The 14894-nt window shown below is 53.6% G+C and carries 14 protein-coding genes; 12 read left to right on the forward strand and 2 right to left on the reverse strand.

From position 1 onward, the window contains the following. Nucleotides 1–4 precede the first annotated feature (4 nt). The gene (locus H2508_RS11550) at nucleotides 5–1258 is read right to left on the reverse strand and encodes an HlyC/CorC family transporter (RefSeq protein WP_182173680.1); all 1254 of its coding nucleotides are present in this window, start codon (nucleotides 1256–1258) and stop codon (nucleotides 5–7) included. 87 nt (nucleotides 1259–1345) lie between these two features. After that, nucleotides 1346–2146, reverse strand: a complete 801-nt coding sequence (locus H2508_RS11555; protein WP_182173683.1) for a cytochrome C assembly family protein — start codon at nucleotides 2144–2146, stop codon at nucleotides 1346–1348. 122 nt (nucleotides 2147–2268) lie between these two features. On the opposite strand from H2508_RS11555, the gene ffh reads away from it, so the two are divergent. From ffh to prfB, 12 genes are all read left to right on the forward strand, one after another. Beyond that, nucleotides 2269–3648: a signal recognition particle protein gene (ffh, locus tag H2508_RS11560; protein WP_182173686.1), complete on the forward strand. Its 1380-nt coding sequence runs from the start codon at nucleotides 2269–2271 to the stop codon at nucleotides 3646–3648. Between the two features lie 183 nt (nucleotides 3649–3831). Beyond that, nucleotides 3832–4077 (forward strand): 30S ribosomal protein S16, encoded by a 246-nt coding sequence (gene rpsP, locus H2508_RS11565; protein WP_182173689.1) that lies wholly within the window; start codon nucleotides 3832–3834, stop codon nucleotides 4075–4077. 14 nt (nucleotides 4078–4091) lie between these two features. After that, a complete protein-coding gene (gene rimM / locus H2508_RS11570; protein ID WP_182173692.1) occupies nucleotides 4092–4643 on the forward strand; it encodes a ribosome maturation factor RimM in 552 nt (183 codons plus the stop codon). 38 nt (nucleotides 4644–4681) lie between these two features. After that, nucleotides 4682–5440 (forward strand): tRNA (guanosine(37)-N1)-methyltransferase TrmD, encoded by a 759-nt coding sequence (gene trmD, locus H2508_RS11575; RefSeq protein ID WP_182173695.1) that lies wholly within the window; start codon nucleotides 4682–4684, stop codon nucleotides 5438–5440. A 59-nt stretch (nucleotides 5441–5499) separates the two neighbouring features. Then, on the forward strand, nucleotides 5500–5856 hold the full coding sequence (gene rplS / locus H2508_RS11580; RefSeq protein ID WP_182173698.1) for a 50S ribosomal protein L19: 357 nt from the start codon (nucleotides 5500–5502) through the stop codon (nucleotides 5854–5856). 136 nt (nucleotides 5857–5992) lie between these two features. Next, on the forward strand, nucleotides 5993–6901 hold the full coding sequence (xerD, locus tag H2508_RS11585; RefSeq protein ID WP_328799364.1) for a site-specific tyrosine recombinase XerD: 909 nt from the start codon (nucleotides 5993–5995) through the stop codon (nucleotides 6899–6901). An 83-nt stretch (nucleotides 6902–6984) separates the two neighbouring features. Then, the gene (locus H2508_RS11590; protein ID WP_182173701.1) at nucleotides 6985–7734 is read left to right on the forward strand and encodes a DsbC family protein; all 750 of its coding nucleotides are present in this window, start codon (nucleotides 6985–6987) and stop codon (nucleotides 7732–7734) included. A 151-nt stretch (nucleotides 7735–7885) separates the two neighbouring features. Further along, nucleotides 7886–9076, forward strand: a complete 1191-nt coding sequence (alaC, locus tag H2508_RS11595; protein ID WP_182173704.1) for an alanine transaminase — start codon at nucleotides 7886–7888, stop codon at nucleotides 9074–9076. 52 nt (nucleotides 9077–9128) lie between these two features. Continuing rightward, a complete protein-coding gene (locus tag H2508_RS11600) occupies nucleotides 9129–10436 on the forward strand; it encodes a homoserine dehydrogenase (RefSeq protein ID WP_182173707.1) in 1308 nt (435 codons plus the stop codon). Nucleotides 10437–10451: 15 nt separating this feature from the next. Beyond that, the gene (gene thrC, locus H2508_RS11605) at nucleotides 10452–11849 is read left to right on the forward strand and encodes a threonine synthase (protein ID WP_182173710.1); all 1398 of its coding nucleotides are present in this window, start codon (nucleotides 10452–10454) and stop codon (nucleotides 11847–11849) included. 33 nt (nucleotides 11850–11882) lie between these two features. Further along, nucleotides 11883–13631, forward strand: coding sequence for a single-stranded-DNA-specific exonuclease RecJ (recJ, locus tag H2508_RS11610; protein WP_182173713.1), 1749 nt, complete (start codon nucleotides 11883–11885; stop codon nucleotides 13629–13631). 159 nt (nucleotides 13632–13790) lie between these two features. Then, nucleotides 13791–14889 (forward strand): peptide chain release factor 2 gene (gene prfB / locus H2508_RS11615; protein ID WP_182173716.1). Its coding sequence is split into 2 segments (ribosomal slippage): nucleotides 13791–13865 and nucleotides 13867–14889, totalling 1098 coding nucleotides; the frame shifts between segments, so codons are not numbered across the junction. Nucleotides 14890–14894: the final 5 nt, after the last annotated feature.

Consider the following 14894-nt stretch of genomic DNA (forward strand, 5'->3'; position numbering starts at 1 on the left):
GCTTTTAGTGAACAGAAGCCCTGACGGTCTGTACGACATTGCCCTGTAATTCCAGAATCTCCAAGTGATAGCCATCCAGCGATAGTCCGGCATTGGCATCGGGGAAGGACTCGAGATACTCGAGAATCAAACCGCTCATCGTTTTAGGGCCGTCAGTGGGCAGTTCCCAGTCCAGTGTTTTGTTGATCTCACGAATATTGGCGTTGCCGGTAATGATGTAACTGCCGTCGCGCTGTGGGAAAATGGTGTCAGCGGTATCCACGAGGTTGGAGGTGAACTCACCAACAATCTCTTCGAGAATATCTTCTAGCGCCACCAGGCCCATAATCTCGCCATATTCATCGACCACTACGCCCAAACGCAATTTATTCTTCTGGAAGTTCAGCAGTTGCGTGTGCAGAGGAGTGCTCTCGGGAACAAAGTAAGGGCTTTCCATTTCCCGCTCTAGGGCCGCACGGTCTAAGCCTTGCTTGTCGATGATACGGCTGATATTGCGCATATGCAGTACGCCAACGATTTCGTTGATGTCATCGCGCCATACTGGCAGGCGAGTATGAGAGCTGTTTTGGATGGTGCGCAGAATTTCTTCGTCTGAGTCGTCCAAGTCAATCCCGTAGACATCGTTGCGCGGCACCATGATGTCATCGACGGTGACTTCTTCTAAGTCCAAAATGTTTAGCAGCATGCCCCGGTGTCGCGTGGGAATAAGGGCGCCGGCTTCGGTAACGATGGTGCGCAGCTCTTCGCTTGAAACGTGCTCATCGCCGCCGCTAGTGGGGTCAACCCCCATCAGGCGCAGCAGGCCATTGGTTATGGTGTTTACCAGCCATACCAGCGGATACATCACGCGCATTAGGGGCAGCAGGATGATACTGGCCGGGAAGGCGACTTTTTCCGGGTGCAGGGCAGCAATGGTCTTGGGAGTGATCTCAGCAAAAATTAGAATGACCATGGTCAGGCCAGCAGTGGCGATTGCAATACCTGCATCGCCCCACAGCCGAATAGCGATTACCGTGGCAATGGCTGAAGCCAGAATATTGACTAAGTTATTGCCGATCAGGATCAGGCCAATCAAACGGTCGGGGCGTTGCAGGAGCTTGCTGGCTCTGCGGGCGCCGCGATGTTTGTTTTTCCTGAGGTGTTTCAGCCGGTAGCGGTTAAGGGACATCATGCCGGTCTCAGAACTTGAGAAGAAACCGGAAAGCAATATAAGGGCTACGAGAACTGAGCTTAAAAGACCCAGCGGTGCTTCGTTCAAATCAGGATAGAACCTTTGAAGTGCGAGAAGTCGTTATCTTGAAGAAAAATTGCAGGCGGGGCAAGCCCGCATTTCAGTGATTTTCCCCTAGTTTAGGATTAGCTCCAGTACTAGTTTGGAACCGAAAAAGGCCAGCATTAAGGCTAGAAAGCCTGCCAGTGTAAAGCGCACAGCGGTCTGACTGCGCCAGCCGAGCTGGTAGTGTCCCCACAGCAAGGTAGTAAAAGTAATCCAAGCGACGATGGTGAGCGCTGTTTTGTGGACCAGGTGCTGGGCGAACAGGTCATCTACAAAGATGAAGCCGCTAGCAATAGCGAGAGTGAGGAGGATGACTCCGGCCCACAGCAGCTCAAAGAGCATAGTTTCCATGAGCTGTAATGGGGGCAGTAGGCGCACAATGCCGCCTGGATGGCGGTGACGTAACTGGTAGTCTTGAATGGCCACCAGAGCGGCCTGAATCGCGGCGAGACAAAGGACGGCATAGGCCAGCACTGAGCTGCCGATGTGAGCTAGCAAGCCCGGGCTCTGTGACCCACCTTGAATATGGGTCTGTGGCCCAAAAGTTGACACCAGCACCGCCAGCGCGGACAGCGGAAAAATAATGAGCAGTAGGTTCTGTAGCGGCCGGCGTAACAGGATGCTGGCCAAACAGAGGATATTAGTAGCCAAGAAGATAAGCGCCGATATTTTATAGAAGCCAAGGTGTAAGCCAGTCCCTGAGGCTATGCTGTCCCAGGCGACGATGGCATGACAAGCAAGCGCTGCCACACAGAGCGCAATTAAAGGGCGACTGATGTGTTTGCGGCGCTGCAGCATATTCAGTAATTGCAGCCCGGTTGCCACGAGATAGAGGAGTGCGGCCAGGGTGGCGATAAAAGGAATAGGCATGGGTTTGGGAGATGAGCTCGGGTGACGTATACTGCGTTCCTTTGTACCGACTTGTCTCTCTGGAATCAATAGCAGAGGGGCAGTCTTAAAGCGCAATGGCCTGTAAGTAAGAGTTATTCCTCATGTTTGAGAGTCTGTCAGATCGTCTGTCTCATAGCCTGCGCAGCGTCACCGGCAAAGCGCGGCTAACTGAAGACAATATTCAAGATACCCTGCGCGAAGTGCGTATGGCGCTGCTGGAGGCCGATGTTGCCCTGCCGGTAGTCAAAGACTTTGTCGACGCAGTAAAAGTGCGCGCGCTGGGTCAGGAGGTTATGAAGAGCCTCAGCCCAGGCCAAGCCTTCCTGAAAATCGTCCAGACCGAGCTCGAATCGGTAATGGGCAGCGCCAACGAAGGTCTCAACCTGTCAGTGCAGCCGCCAGCGGTGATTCTGATGGCTGGCCTACAGGGTGCAGGTAAGACCACCTCGGTGGCTAAGCTCGCCAAGCTGCTTAAAGAGCGCGATAAAAAGTCAGTGACCGTGGTGAGTGCCGACGTCTATCGTCCTGCCGCGATCAAGCAGCTGGAAACATTGGCGGCTGAAGTAGGGGTTGATTTCTTCCCCAGTGATATCGCACAAAAGCCAGTAGACATTGCTCGAGCGGCTATCGACCACGCGCGCATCAAGTTCTCCGATGTGGTCATTGTTGACACTGCCGGTCGTCTCGCCATCGATGATGCGATGATGAAAGAGATTGCCGAGTTGCACCGTGCGATCAATCCGGTGGAAACGCTGTTTGTGGTTGATGCGATGACCGGTCAGGATGCCGCGACTACAGCTAAAGCCTTTGGCGAGGCGCTGCCACTGACCGGCGTGATTCTAACCAAAGTGGATGCCGACTCCCGCGGTGGTGCTGCGCTCTCTGTTCGCACCGTAACCGGAAAGCCAATCAAGTTCCTAGGTGTGGGTGAAAAGACGACTGCATTAGACCCTTTCCACCCGGATCGATTGGCCTCGCGTATTCTCGGTATGGGCGACGTCATGTCGCTGATCGAAGAGGCCGAGCAGAAGGTCGATCGCAAGAAAGCTGAAAAGCTGGCGCGCAAGGTCAAAAAAGGCCAGCGCTTCGATTTGGAAGATTTTCGCGATCAGTTGCAGCAAATGAACAATATGGGCGGCATTACCAGTCTGTTGGATAAGCTGCCAGGCATGGGCAATATGGCCCAGGTGGCTCAGCAGAATCTGGATGTGAAGATGTTTGCCCGCATGGAGGCAATGATTAACTCCATGACGCCCCTAGAGCGACGCAAGCCCGAGTTGATCACCGGTGGCCGCAAGCGCCGTATTACTGCCGGTTCGGGGACCCAAGTACAGGATTTGAATCGACTGTTGAAGCAGCACAAGCAGATGCAGAAGATGATGAAAAAAATGAAAGGCGGCGGCATGGAAAAAATGATGCGCGGCCTTGGCGGTATGATGCCACCAGGCGGTGGCGGTGGTGGAGGTTTCCCCTTCCGCTAGAAGATTTAGTGTTGGGCGCTGTGAGCGCCCGGTAAGAGTGAGGAAAAAGCGGTCTTTGGGCTTTCCATAAGGCGGCTTTTTCCGTATGATACGCCACCTTTCCGGCCCCTGTGTCGGTATTTGTCGTGGATTGCTTGCTATTTTGCAGCGGTTTCCCACTATTTTTTTAGGAATTTACGGAATATGGTAACAATTCGTTTGTCACGTAGCGGCGCCAAGAAACGCCCTTTCTACCACCTGACAGTGACTGATAGCCGCAAACCACGCGACGGTCGCTTCATTGAGCGAGTGGGCTTCTTTAACCCTGTTGCTCGTGGTCAAGAAGAGCGTCTGCGTATCGACACTGACCGTATTGAGTACTGGCAAGGTCAAGGCGCGCAGCTGTCTGAGCGCGTTGCTAAGCTGTTGAAGGCTGCTGCTGCCGTTTAAGCTGGTACGGCCTGATGGGTGAACAAGCCGCTAAAGAGCTCCTGACAATTGGTAAGTTTACCGCTTGTTATGGCCTTAAAGGCTGGCTCAAGGTTCATTCTTACACCGATCCCGAGGAAAACTTCCTCGACTATGGTGGTTGGTTAGTGCAGCGTCGAGGCAAGCTCGAGCCGATTGAGATAGATGCCGGCAAGCGCCATGGCAAAGGCTTGGTGGTTCACATAAAAGGTGTGGATGACCGTACAGCGGCTGAGGCTTACGAAAAGCTTGAGGTGGCAGTGCCGGCGGATAGCCTGCCAGAGCTGGAAGAAGGTGACTTCTACTGGCGCCAGCTGGAAGGCTTGGAAGTGTGGTGCCGGGTTGAGGGTGAGGCTGTAGAGCGGGTGCTGCTCGGTACGGTCGACTACCTGATCGAAACCGGCGCCAATGACGTGCTAGTGGTTAAGGCCAGTGAGCACAGTATTGATGAGCGGGAGCGGTTGATCCCATATCTACCTGGTGACGTAGTGACTCATGTAGATATAGAAGCCGCCAGAATAGAGGTAGACTGGTTCATTGACGACTAGTCTTTGAACTGGTTAGCGGGCACGCAGAGGCGGGCATCATGCAGATTGCAGTAGTGAGCCTGTTTCCAGAAATGTTTGACGCAGTCACTGCCTATGGCGTGACGGGGCGAGCGGTTAAGCTGGGGCTGGTGAGAGTATCGCACAGTAACCCGCGAGACTTCACTGTTGATAAGCATCGCACGGTGGATGACCGGCCCTACGGCGGCGGCCCGGGCATGTTGATGAAGATTGATCCGCTGCGGCAGGCTATCGCTGCAGCGAAAGAGCAAGTCAGAGCTCAGGCTCGGGTGGTATACCTATCGCCCCAGGGGCAGCGTTTTGATCACCGCAAGGCGGTGGAGATGGCGCAGGAGGAAGCTCTGATTTTGGTCGCCGGTCGCTATGAGGGTGTGGATGAGCGCCTGATAGAGACCGAGGTGGATGAGGAGCTCTCCATCGGTGACTATGTGCTCAGTGGCGGTGAGTTAGCCGCTATGGTGGTCATCGATGCGGTGACTCGCCAATTGCCCGGAGTGTTGGGTCACGGGGCCTCGGCAGAGGAAGATTCCTATGTCAACGGCCTTTTAGATTGCCCACACTACACTCGGCCAGAGGCCTTTGCTGGACGTGTGGTGCCGGATGTATTGCTCAGTGGTGATCACGAAAAGATTCGCCGCTGGCGCTTGAAGCAGGCACTGGGCAGGACCTATGAGCGGCGCCCAGATTTGTTGCAAGGCCGGGTGATGACGCCCGAGGAACAAGAATTACTGGCCGACTACCTCAGTGAGAAAGCAGCCACTGAAACAGGCGGCCACTAGTACAAACTTTGATTATCGCTAGCTGTGAAGCTACGAAACTGAAACGACAGGAGCGCACCATGAGCACCAACAAAATTATTGCTCAGCTTGAAGCTGAACAGATGCAAAAAGAACTGCCTGAATTTGGCCCCGGTGATACCGTGGTAGTTCAGGTTAAAGTGAAGGAAGGTACCCGCGAGCGTCTGCAGGCATACGAAGGAGTGGTTATCGCTAAGCGTAACCGCGGCCTGAATTCAGCTTTCACTGTGCGCAAAATCTCACACGGTGTGGGTGTTGAGCGTACTTTCCAGTCTTACAGCCAGCAGGTCGACAGCATCACTGTGAAGCGTCGCGGTGATGTGCGTCAGGCTAAGCTCTACTACTTGCGTGATCGCAGTGGTCGTGCAGCTCGTATCAAGGAAAAGCTGGGCAAATAAGCCAGTCTGTCTGAATACTAAAAGCGGCTTTTTAGCCGCTTTTTTCGTTGATAAGCTTTTTATCTCTGAGCCGCGCCACGCTGTCAGTGGCTCTGCTGGAGTTCTACCTTGGTGCTGGGCGTGCTAAAATCTTCCGGTGCCAAAACCTGCCCTTCCAGATCATCCCGAAATCGAACGCTATATCGACGCTATGTGGATCGAGAAGGGCCTCAGTGACAACACTTTGAGCTCATATACTCGCGATCTGCGGCAGTTTAATCAGTGGCTTATCAATGAGCGTGGCGTCAGCATATTGGCAGCGGAGCGCGCCGATTTAGAGCGTTACCTAGGTGCTCGCTTGCAGCAGGGGCAGTCACCCCGGTCTAGCGCACGTTTCCTGTCATGCGTGCGTGGCTTTTATCGCTTTTTATTGCGTGAGGGTCGCCTGCAGCTTGATCCTACCCTTGATATTGATAGCCCCAAAATTGGGCGGCCTCTACCTAAGTCACTGTCAGAGGCTGATGTCGAGCGACTGCTGGAGGCGCCTGACCTGGAAAGCCCACTGGAGTACCGTGACCGCACTATGCTCGAATTGCTCTATGCCTGTGGTTTGCGGGTCAGCGAGTTGACTAGCTTGCAACTGGTTCAGGTCAGCATCAACCAGGGGGTGGTGAGGGTGTTTGGTAAGGGCAGCAAAGAGCGCTTGGTGCCGATGGGAGAGGAGGCCCAAGCATGGTTGCAAAGCTATATGCGCGGTGCCCGGGTAGACTTGCTAAAAGGTGTGCCGAGTGAAACCTTGTTCCCCAGTAAGCGGGGCACTACTATGACTCGCCAGGCCTTCTGGTATCGTATTAAACTGTACGCCCAGCGGGCTGGTATTAGCAAAGCACTGTCGCCCCATACCTTGCGTCATGCCTTTGCCACCCATTTGTTAAATCACGGTGCTGATTTACGCGTGGTGCAGATGCTTTTAGGTCACAGCGATCTCACCACGACCCAAATTTATACTCACGTGGCTAAAGCTCGGATGCAGGAGTTACACGCCAAGCACCACCCTCGGGGTTGAGGAACTAAAAGCAGTGCAGGAGCTCCAACCCTGCGTAATTCACAGATTGATCCGGGCTCGGCTCCGGAAACAGAGGACATACAATGACGAATCGATTTATGGCTTTACTTTTGTCGCTAGCAACGGCTTTGTTTGTTGGAGCTGTTAGTGCCGGAGAGCCAGTCGAGAAGGCTGCAGTGGATAAGCTGCGGGCTACCATGGAGGTGCCGGGTACTGGCATGGTGATCGATACGGTGTCCCAGAGTGAAATGCCTGGCATGTATGAAGTGCAGTTTAAAAATGGCCCGCTGGTGTATGCCACCAAAGGGGGCGACTTCTTTGTGGTCGGTGACTTGTTTACAGTGGGCCCCAAAGGCTATGTTAATTTAGCAGATATGCGCCGTGCTGAGCAGCGCCTTGAGCGCCTTGCCGATGTCAAAAGCAGCGATATGATTGTGTTCCCAGCACAGGGTAAAGCAAGGTCTCACATTACGGTGTTTACCGATGTCAGCTGTTTTTACTGTCAGAAGTTGCACAAAGAAGTACCCGAGTTGAATAAACGCGGTGTGGAAGTACGCTACCTAGCCTACCCCCGCGCCGGTATTGGCAGTCCGGTCTATCGTCAGATGGCCAGTGCTTGGTGTGCCGATGACCGCCAAGCTACTTTGACCAAACAGAAGAATCGTCAATCTGTTCCTGACAACGTCTGTGCCGGCAACCCGGTGGCAAGTCAGTATCACTTAGCGCAAGAGCTGGGTGTGAATGGCACCCCTGCTATCGTGACGGAGTCTGGAAAGATGATACCGGGCTACCAGTCGGCGGATGAATTAATGCTGTCTTTGGGGCTAGAATAAAGTCCTAGAGATAGCTTTTACGGGTAGTGGGATAGTGTGAAGAGCGATTTGCAAACACTGCGTTGACAGCTTCTACTCTACTCCAGTACTGTTCCCCACCTTTTTTGATAGTCTGGCCTTAATTAGGGCCGACCAAACGGACTCATACGACGTGGATAAGCAATTCCAGCGCATTCAGCGCCTGCCTCCCTATGTTTTTAATATCATTGGTGATTTGAAGCAAAAAGCTCGCGCGGCGGGTGAAGACGTCATCGACTTCGGGATGGGCAACCCAGACCAGCCCACGCCTAGCCATATCGTCGATAAAATGATTGAAACTGCTAGGCGCAGTGATACTCACCGCTATTCTCAGTCCAAAGGTATTCCGCGCTTACGTAAAGCCATTTGCGACTGGTATCAGCGACGCTACGATGTCACCTTAGATCCCGAAACAGAGGCCATTGTTACACTGGGTTCAAAGGAGGGTTTGGCGCACTTAGCTTTGGCCACGACCGGCCCCGGGGACGCTATTCTGGTTCCCAATCCATCCTATCCTATCCACCCCTATGGTTTTGTCATCTCGGGCGCTGATATCCGCCACGTGCCTATGGCGGATAGCGGCGAGCAGTTTTTTGAAGAGCTCGAAAATGCTATTCGCAATAGCTGGCCGCGGCCCAAGATGTTGGTGTTGAACTTTCCCTCGAACCCCACCGCGCAATGCGTCGAACTAGAGTTCTTCGAGAAGATAATTGCGGTGGCGCGGGAGCACTCGATCTGGGTTATACAGGATCTGGCCTACGCCGACCTCTGCTTTGATGGCTATCAGGCGCCTTCTATCTTGCAGGTGGAAGGGGCTCGCGATATCGCGGTCGAGTTCTTTAGTATGTCAAAGAGCTACAATATGCCCGGTTGGCGTGTTGGTTTTTGCTGTGGCAACAGTGAGCTGGTGGGCGCTCTGGCACGCATGAAGTCCTACTTAGATTACGGCATGTTCACGCCGGTACAGGTGGCCGCTATTGCAGCACTAGAGGGTGACCAGAGCTGCGTGGCTGAAATTAACGCTATGTACAAGTCGCGCCGCGATGTTTTATGCGCCGGATTGAACGCTTCTGGCTGGCCAGTTGAGCCGCCCAAAGCTACCATGTTCGTTTGGGCGCAGTTGCCATCGTTTTACAGAGAAATGGGTTCTATAGAGTTCAGCAAAAAGCTGTTGAAAGAGGCTCATGTGGCCGTGTCACCAGGTGTTGGTTTTGGTGAATATGGTGAGGGCTATGTGCGCTTTGGCCTGATTGAAAACGAACATCGCACACGCCAAGCGATTCGCAATATCCGCCGTATGTTCAAACAGGACGGTGCCATTTAAGAGCAGGCGCCGAGTCATTTTCACTCTAGCTTGATACAAGAGAAGGTGTAGATTGAAAGCAGTCAGAATAGGAATCTGTGGCTTAGGTACGGTGGGCAGTGGCACTTTTAATGTGCTGCGAGACAACGCCGATGTGATTGCGGCACGAGCTCAAGCACCTTTAGTTGTGTCTGTAGTGGGTGCCCGACGCGATAACCCCCTGTGCGATTTGTCTGGCACGCGTGTCAGCCGCGATATTTTTGAGGTTGCCAAGGACCCAGACGTAGATATTTTGGTGGAGCTGATTGGTGGCACCACCGTGGCCAAAGAATTAATTGAAACGGCGATTCTCAATGGCAAGCACGTGGTCACTGCCAATAAAGCCCTGATCGCTGAGTTTGGAAATGAGATTTTTGCATTAGCTGCTAAACATGGCGTGACAGTGCGCTATGAGGCGGCTGTCGCAGGTGGCATACCCATTATTAAGGCCTTGCGCGAGGGGCTTGCGGGTAACCGCATTGAGTGGCTGGCCGGTATCATCAATGGCACAGGCAACTTTATCTTGAGTGAAATGCACGACCATGGTCGTGAGTTTTCTGAGGTCCTAGCCGAGGCCCAAGCGCTGGGTTATGCCGAGGCCGATCCCACTTTTGATGTGGAGGGCATCGACGCCGCGCACAAGCTGGTTATTTTGGCTTCCTTAGCATTTGGTATTCCGCTGCAGTTTGAGTCGGTCTATACCGAGGGTATTTCTAAGCTGACGCCGCAGGATATGGACTACGCTGAGGAACTGGGCTATCGCATCAAGCACCTCGGTGTAGCAGTTCAAAGTGATGCCGGCATTGAATTGCGCGTGCACCCAACATTAATTCCTAAAGACCGCTTATTAGCCAATGTAAATGGCGTTAAAAACGCAGTATTGGTCGAAGGCAGTGCTGTAGGACCAACCTTGTATTACGGCGCTGGTGCTGGTGCTGCTCCAACTGCTTCAGCAGTGGTCGCAGATTTAGTAGACCTCGCTAGAGACTTTAGTGCAGGTCAGAAAAACCGAGTGCCAGCGCTGTCTTTTGTCAATAAAGCGCTGCAGGACTTGCCGATCGTGCCGATGTCCGATGTCGTCACCCCCTGGTACCTGCGTATGGAAGCTGAAGACAAGCCCGGCGTGCTGTCTCAGGTGGCAAGAATTTTAAGTGAACAGGGGATCAGTATTGAAGCGCTGATCCAGAAAGCGCCTGCAGCAGGCGCGATACGCGTCCCGGTCATTGTACTGACCAATCGGGCGCCGCAGGGCAAAATGGATGAGGCGGTAAGGCAAATCGAAGCTCTGGACAGTATTAACAGCAGTATTTCGTGCATCCGCGTAGAAATGCTGGACGGATAACATAGGTAGCTATTAGTGAAATACATTAGTACACGGGGCAAAGCCCCAGCGCTCGATTTTGAACAGGTGCTGCTCACCGGTCTGGCATCAGACGGCGGCTTATATGTGCCTGAACACCTGCCGCGTTTTAGCGCCCAGGATATCCGCGATATGGCAGCGCTGGACTATCCCGCACTGGCGCATAAAATTATCGCGCCTTTCGTGGCCGGGAGTATCCCCGACGCCGATCTTAAAACACTGATCGACGATACTTATGCTGAGTTTCGTCATGATGCCGTTGCGCCATTAGTTCAGTTGGACTCCAACCAGTGGGTGCTAGAACTGTTTCACGGCCCCACTTTAGCCTTTAAAGATTTTGCCCTGCAGTTGTTGGGGCGCCTGCTGGACTATGTGCTAGAGCGCCGCCATCAAAAAGTAGTGATTATGGGCGCCACCTCCGGTGATACTGGTTCGGCTGCGATTGAAGGCTGTAAGCGCTGCAAAAATATCGATATCTTTATCTTGCACCCGCACCAGCGCGTGTCCGAAGTGCAGCGTCGCCAAATGACCACAGTAGTGGGCGACAACATTCATAACCTGGCCATTGAGGGTAACTTCGATGACTGTCAGGCGATGGTGAAAGCCAGCTTCGCCGATCGCAGTTTTCTGCCAGAAGATCGCAGTTTAGTCGCGGTCAACTCGATTAACTGGGCCCGTATCATGGCTCAGATTGTGTACTACTTTTATGCCGCGGTGGCTCTTGGGGCTCCAGAGCGCTCCGTCGCATTCTCTGTGCCAACGGGTAACTTTGGCGACATTTTTGCCGGATATTTGGCGCAGGGCATGGGCTTGCCGATAGAGCGCCTGATCATTGCCACCAACACCAATGATGTTCTGCATCGGGTGATGACAACTCGCAGCTATGATCGTCAGCCGCTAGTGCACACACTGTCGCCGAGCATGGATATCACCGTATCTAGCAATTTCGAACGCCTGCTATTTGATCTCTATGGTCGCGACGGTGCTGCTATTGCAGATTTGATGCAGCGTTTTGATAAAGGCGAAATCAAACTCTCTGACAGTGCTATGGCCCGTGCCGCTGAGTTGTTTTCCAGCTACCGTGTGTCCGACGAGGAAACCTGTGCGCAGATTGCTTCGACTTGGGAGCGCTGTGAATACCTGCTTGATCCGCATAGTGCAATTGGTGTCCGGGCTGCAATGCAAACCAAGTTGCCAGCCCATGTGCCAGTAGTGACCTTGGCAACCGCCCACCCGGCCAAATTCCCCGATGCAGTGGCCAAGGCCGGTGTTGAAGATCGTCCGGGCCTGCCCTTACACCTCAGAGATCTCTACGACAGGCCCGAGCGCAGTCAAGTGCTGCCTAACGACTTTGCCGCAGTGAAGGACTTTATGGCGGCTAACCTTAGCGCCTAATGTCGCTCCAGGGAGTTATAGAGGAGTTTGCCGGTGCTTAAAACGATTCGCCGCCGGCAAGCTTCTTCCAGCTCGGCATTGGCCGCTGCTGATTTACCCCCTTTGTTGCAGCGCGTTTACTGCAACCGCGGTATACGTGATATCAGTGAGTTGGATCTGGGCTTGGAGCATTTACTGCCGCCAGCTACGCTGCATGGCGCAGTACAAGCCGCAGAGCTGCTGGCCGATAGTTTAGCAGCGCGCCAGCGAATTCTGATTGTCGGTGATTTTGATGCCGATGGCGCGACCAGCACCGCCCTAGGGATGAGTGTCCTGCAGGCCTTCGGCGCGGCTCATGTCGACTACCTGGTGCCCAACCGCTTTGATTACGGTTACGGCTTGACGCCAGAAATTGTTGAACTCGCCCTAGAGCGATCCCCGGACCTGATCATTACCGTCGATAACGGCATATCCAGTATCAGTGGTATTGCGCTGGCGCGCCAGCATGGCATTGCCACCTTAGTAACCGATCATCACCTTGCTGGGGCCGAGCTACCGGCCGCTGATGTGATTGTGAATCCCAACCAGCCGGCTTGTCAGTTCGCCAGTAAGAGCTTGGCGGGAGTCGGGGTGATCTTTTATGTGATGCTGGCACTGCGTGCCGAGTTGCGCCGCCGCCAGTGGTTTGCTGAGCAGGCTATTGCTGAACCCAATCTCGGGCGCTGGCTCGATTTGGTGGCCTTGGGCACGGTAGCCGATGTGGTGCCCTTAGATCGCAATAACCGTATTTTGGTTGATGCTGGTTTGAAGCGTATTCGCGCCGGTCAAGCACGGCCGGGTATTCTGGCTTTGTTAGAGGTGGCTGGCCGTCAGCTGCACACTGTCGTCGCTTCAGACTTGGGCTTTGCTGCTGGACCACGGCTCAATGCGGCGGGGCGTCTCGATGATATGAGTGTGGGGATTGAGTGCCTACTCAGTCAGGATGCTGAGCGGGCGCGGGCTATTGCTGCCCAGCTACAGCAGCTAAACCAAGATCGCCGCAGCATTGAACAGGGCATGCAAGATCAAGCGCTTAACATGCTGGCAGAACTCGACTTAGATGGCAGTGGCCCCACCGAGCTGCCTCTTGCCGTGACACTCTATGAGCCAGACTGGCATCAGGGTGTGATCGGTATCTTGGCTTCCCGAGTTAAGGATCGTCTACATCGCCCAACGATTGCTTTTGCCAATGCTGATGATGCTGGTGAAGAGATAAAGGGCTCGGCTCGCTCTATACCTGGCATCCACATTCGCGATGTGCTGGACGCCGTTGCCACACGCTATCCGCATTTGATTAGTAAGTTTGGTGGTCATGCTATGGCTGCAGGCTTGAGTATACAGCGAGCACATTACGATCAGTTCAGCGAAGCATTTAGCCAGGAAGTAGCGCGGCATGCCGATGCCGTGGATCTGCAAGCTGTGGTGGAGTCTGATGGCGCTTTGAGTCAGGCAGATTTTGCTTTAGACAATGCCACTGCATTGCGCTTTGCTGGCCCCTGGGGGCAGCACTTCCCTGAACCAGTGTTTGATGGCCACTTTCAAATTGTCAGTCAACGCCTAGTCGGCGAGCGACACTTAAAGCTAGTGCTATCATTGCCTGATAGCGATCACTTGGTGGATGCCATTGCCTTTAACATTGATCCACAAGAGTGGCCCAATGAGCGGGTCGAATATATCGAAGCTGCCTACCGCCTCGACGTGAATGAATTTCGTGGTCAGCGTAGCCTGCAATTGATGATTGAGTTTCTCCAGCCAAGTTCTTGATAGTCCCTTCAAAGTGAGGGCTGCTGTTCAATCTGAGTGATCAGTAGCTGTCGCTAGGCAAAATAGCAGGGGCTTTAGCCTCTTGGGATCGGGCCTGCCATTTCATCGCGCTCGACGCTACTGTAAAATGACTCACTTTTAACAGGAAAATTCTAGCAAATGCTCGAAATTAATCCGCTGCAACAGGCTCTCAATGACATTGAGTCACGTACTGACGTGCTTAGGGGGTATCTTTGACTTTGATAACCGCAAAGACCGCCTCGCTGAAGTTGAGTTAGAGTTAAGTGAGCCCAGTGTCTGGGATGACGCTGAGCGAGCTCAGGCCCTAGGCCGAGAGCGATCCTCCCTTGAGACTATCGTTCACACCATAGAGAATCTAAAGTCCGGTGCCGCTGATGCCCGCGACCTGCTAGAGATGGCAGCTGCGGAGGACGATGAAGCCACAGTGGCTGAAATATCCGCTGATATCGATGCCTTGCAGGCCATGCTGGGGCAGCTCGAGTTTCGTCGCATGTTCGACGGCGAGATGGATGAGAATAACGCCTTTTTGGACATTCAGGCAGGCTCAGGTGGTACCGAGGCTCAAGATTGGTCCGAGATGTTGCTGCGCATGTATTTGCGCTGGGGGGAGTCGAAAGGCTTTAAGACCACTCTGATAGAGTGCTCTGGCGGTGATGTGGCGGGTATTAAGAGCGCTACTATTCAGTTTGAGGGTGATTATGCTTACGGCTGGCTGCGCACCGAAACGGGGGTGCACCGCTTAGTGCGTAAGTCGCCCTTTGATTCAGGCAACCGCCGACATACCTCTTTCGCCTCGGTGTTTGTGTCCCCTGAAATTGACGACAATATCGAAGTGGATATTAATCCGGCAGACCTGCGCGTTGATACCTACCGTGCCAGTGGTGCCGGGGGGCAGCACGTCAACAAAACCGATTCCGCCGTGCGTTTGACTCACAATCCGAGTGGGATTGTGGTGCAATGTCAAACTGAGCGCTCCCAGCACCAGAACCGTGATAACGCGATGAAGCTGCTGCGAGCTAAGTTGTATGAGATGGAAGTACTCCGACGCAATGCAGAAAAGCAGGCTATGGAAGACAACAAGGCGGATATCGGCTGGGGCAGTCAAATTCGCTCTTACGTACTGGACTCTTCGCGTATCAAAGACCTGCGAACCGGGGTGGAAACAAGTAATACACAAGCAGTGTTGGATGGATCCATCGACCAATTTATCGAAGCTTCGCTGAAAAGCGGGCTGTGAGTGAG

The sequence above is a fragment of the Sediminihaliea albiluteola genome, assembly GCF_014077625.1.
GTDB classification, from domain to species: Bacteria; Pseudomonadota; Gammaproteobacteria; order Pseudomonadales; family Halieaceae; genus Sediminihaliea; species Sediminihaliea albiluteola.

Bases quoted from the DNA above. Each gene is read 5' to 3' on its own strand.
- H2508_RS11555 (WP_182173683.1), bottom strand. From the start codon at position 2,146: ATGCCTATTCCTTTTATCGCCACCCTGGCCGCACTCCTCTATCTCGTG.
- ffh (WP_182173686.1), top strand. From the start codon at position 2,269: ATGTTTGAGAGTCTGTCAGATCGTCTGTCTCATAGCCTGCGCAGCGTC.
- rpsP (WP_182173689.1), top strand. From the start codon at position 3,832: ATGGTAACAATTCGTTTGTCACGTAGCGGCGCCAAGAAACGCCCTTTC.
- rimM (WP_182173692.1), top strand. From the start codon at position 4,092: ATGGGTGAACAAGCCGCTAAAGAGCTCCTGACAATTGGTAAGTTTACC.
- trmD (WP_182173695.1), top strand. From the start codon at position 4,682: ATGCAGATTGCAGTAGTGAGCCTGTTTCCAGAAATGTTTGACGCAGTC.
- rplS (WP_182173698.1), top strand. From the start codon at position 5,500: ATGAGCACCAACAAAATTATTGCTCAGCTTGAAGCTGAACAGATGCAA.
- H2508_RS11590 (WP_182173701.1), top strand. From the start codon at position 6,985: ATGACGAATCGATTTATGGCTTTACTTTTGTCGCTAGCAACGGCTTTG.